This window comes from Sulfuriflexus sp., assembly GCF_032250955.1.
Classification (GTDB): domain Bacteria; phylum Pseudomonadota; class Gammaproteobacteria; order AKS1; family AKS1; genus Sulfuriflexus.
Window position 1 is genome coordinate 1 of sequence record NZ_JAVVES010000133.1, and the last position, 2,079, is coordinate 2,079.

Consider the following 2,079-nt stretch of genomic DNA (forward strand, 5'->3'; position numbering starts at 1 on the left):
GACTGAAATCGCCTTATATCACGCGCTTGGAGCGCTACCTGCCCCGAAAACTACCCATGAATTTTTCTGACGAGGCTCATTTTTTAACAGAAAACATTTTTATAGGGGCTTATTGAAGGGCAGGAACAATGCCCTCGTCACGCAGTCGCTGGTAATCGGTCAGGATGTCTGCATGGTCAAAGGCCATTTTTTCGGGTAACTGGTCATGATTATAGAGTTTCAACGCCCGGGCATCGTCCTCGGCACGAGGGGTGCCGCGGGCCTCGCCGATATAGACCACACTGACAGTGTGGCCGCGTGGGTCACGTGCGGGGTTGGAATAGCAGCCGAGCAGCCGGGTCAGTTTTACCTCGAGACAGGTCTCCTCGCGGGCCTCGCGTCTGGCGGCCTGCTCAAGGCTCTCGCCGATATCGACAAAGCCGCCCGGCAGCGCCCAGCCGGGTGGGGGATGGCGGCGCTCAATGAGGACAATGGGACGCCGCCCACGGTCGACCATTTCAATAATGATATCAACGGTGAGCAAGGGGGTCTTCGGCGCAGGCATAGGCTTTTCTCCCGGGTTTGGGGTTTTATTGTGCAATATTGCCCCGATATAACCTAGACGGGAGCAGGATTATTTGGCCGGCTTTTATGCGTAATTTTACGACGAGTGATATACACTATTGAGTGTCATACTCTATATAGAGTGTCATTGTCGTCAGGCTGTCTACAGGGGGCAGAAATCCATGCTTAACGGTTTACTCGAGTTATCAGTTTGGGGCTATGTCGCCGCGGCCCTCATTCTTACCCATATTACCATCGCCAGCGTCACCATTTTCCTGCACCGCCATCAGGCTCATCGTGCGCTCAACCTGCACCCGGCCGTGAGTCATTTTTTCCGCTTCTGGTTATGGCTGACAACGAGCATGGTGACCAAGGAATGGGTCGCCGTGCATCGCAAGCACCACGCCAAGTGTGAAAGCGAGAATGACCCGCACAGCCCGCAGATTCTCGGCATCGACAAGGTTCTCTGGCAAGGTGCCGAGCTATATCGGGCCGAGGCTGACAAGCAGGATACCCTGGCGGTCTATGGCCACAACACCCCTGATGACTGGCTGGAACGTAATCTTTATAGTGGCCGGAGCAACAAGCTCGGTATCGTCCTGATGCTGGTGATCGACGTGCTGCTGTTCGGCGCGGCGGGCCTGACTATCTGGGCCGTGCAGATGGCGTGGATCCCGTTCTGGGCCGCCGGGGTTATTAACGGCATTGGTCATTACTGGGGCTACCGCGACTTTGAGGTCAGTGACGCCTCCACCAACATCGTGCCGATTGGCATCATTGTCGGTGGTGAAGAACTGCATAACAATCACCATGCCTTCGGCAGTTCGGCCAAGTTTTCCGTGAAGTGGTGGGAGTTTGATATTGGCTGGATGTATATCCGTATGCTCTCCATGCTCGGTCTGGCCAAGGTGAAAAAGCTTGCGCCCAAGCCCCTTATGGATCACAGCAAGCGAAGCATCGACAAGGATACGGTCATGGCCCTCGTAACCAACCGTTTCCAGGTTATGTCGGATTATGCCCGTGACGTGATGAAACAGGTTTACAAGGAAGAGGTGCGTAAGACCCGTAACAGCGCCTTGCGTCGCCAGCTCAAGCGGGCACGTAAATGCCTGGCGCGCAATGAAGCCCTGATTGATGAAAAATCGCGCATGCGCCTGCACTTTGTCTTGTCACAAAACAAGGCGCTGGATACGGTGTATGAATACAAGCAGCGTCTGCAGAAAATCTGGGCCAGCACCACCGCCAGCCAGGAACAGTTACTCAAGGATATCCAGGAGTGGTGTCGCCAGGCGGAAGCCACCGGGATTAATTCCCTGCAGGAGTTTGCGAGGAGAATAAAGGGTTATTCTCTGAGCCCGGCGATGTCGCCGGTGTAGTGGCTGGTATTGTTGTATGAAAAAAGCCCGGCAGAGCCGGGCTTTTTTGTTCCTTCTCCCTCAGGGAGAAGGTTAGGATGAGGGGATAATAGTTGTAGATACCATCTCCCTCCACCGACCACAAACGGTATTTACAGCGCTTGTGGTTGATATGGTTGCT

At 54.4% G+C, this 2,079-nt stretch carries 2 protein-coding genes; one reads left to right on the top strand and one right to left on the bottom strand.

Annotated elements, in window-relative coordinates; all coding sequences use genetic code 11:
- Positions 1-109: 109 nt before the first annotated feature.
- A complete protein-coding gene (locus RQ738_RS13540) occupies positions 110-544 on the bottom strand; it encodes an NUDIX hydrolase (RefSeq protein WP_314165844.1) in 435 nt (144 codons plus the stop codon).
- Positions 545-725: 181 nt separating this feature from the next.
- Between RQ738_RS13540 and RQ738_RS13545 the strand changes: the two genes are divergently transcribed.
- Entirely contained in the window at positions 726-1,919 is a 1,194-nt protein-coding gene (locus RQ738_RS13545) for a fatty acid desaturase (protein WP_314165845.1), read from the top strand.
- The last annotated feature ends 160 nt before the right edge of the window (positions 1,920-2,079 follow it).

Bases quoted from the DNA above. Each gene is read 5' to 3' on its own strand.
- RQ738_RS13540 (WP_314165844.1), bottom strand. From the start codon at position 544: ATGCCTGCGCCGAAGACCCCCTTGCTCACCGTTGATATCATTATTGAA.
- RQ738_RS13545 (WP_314165845.1), top strand. From the start codon at position 726: ATGCTTAACGGTTTACTCGAGTTATCAGTTTGGGGCTATGTCGCCGCG.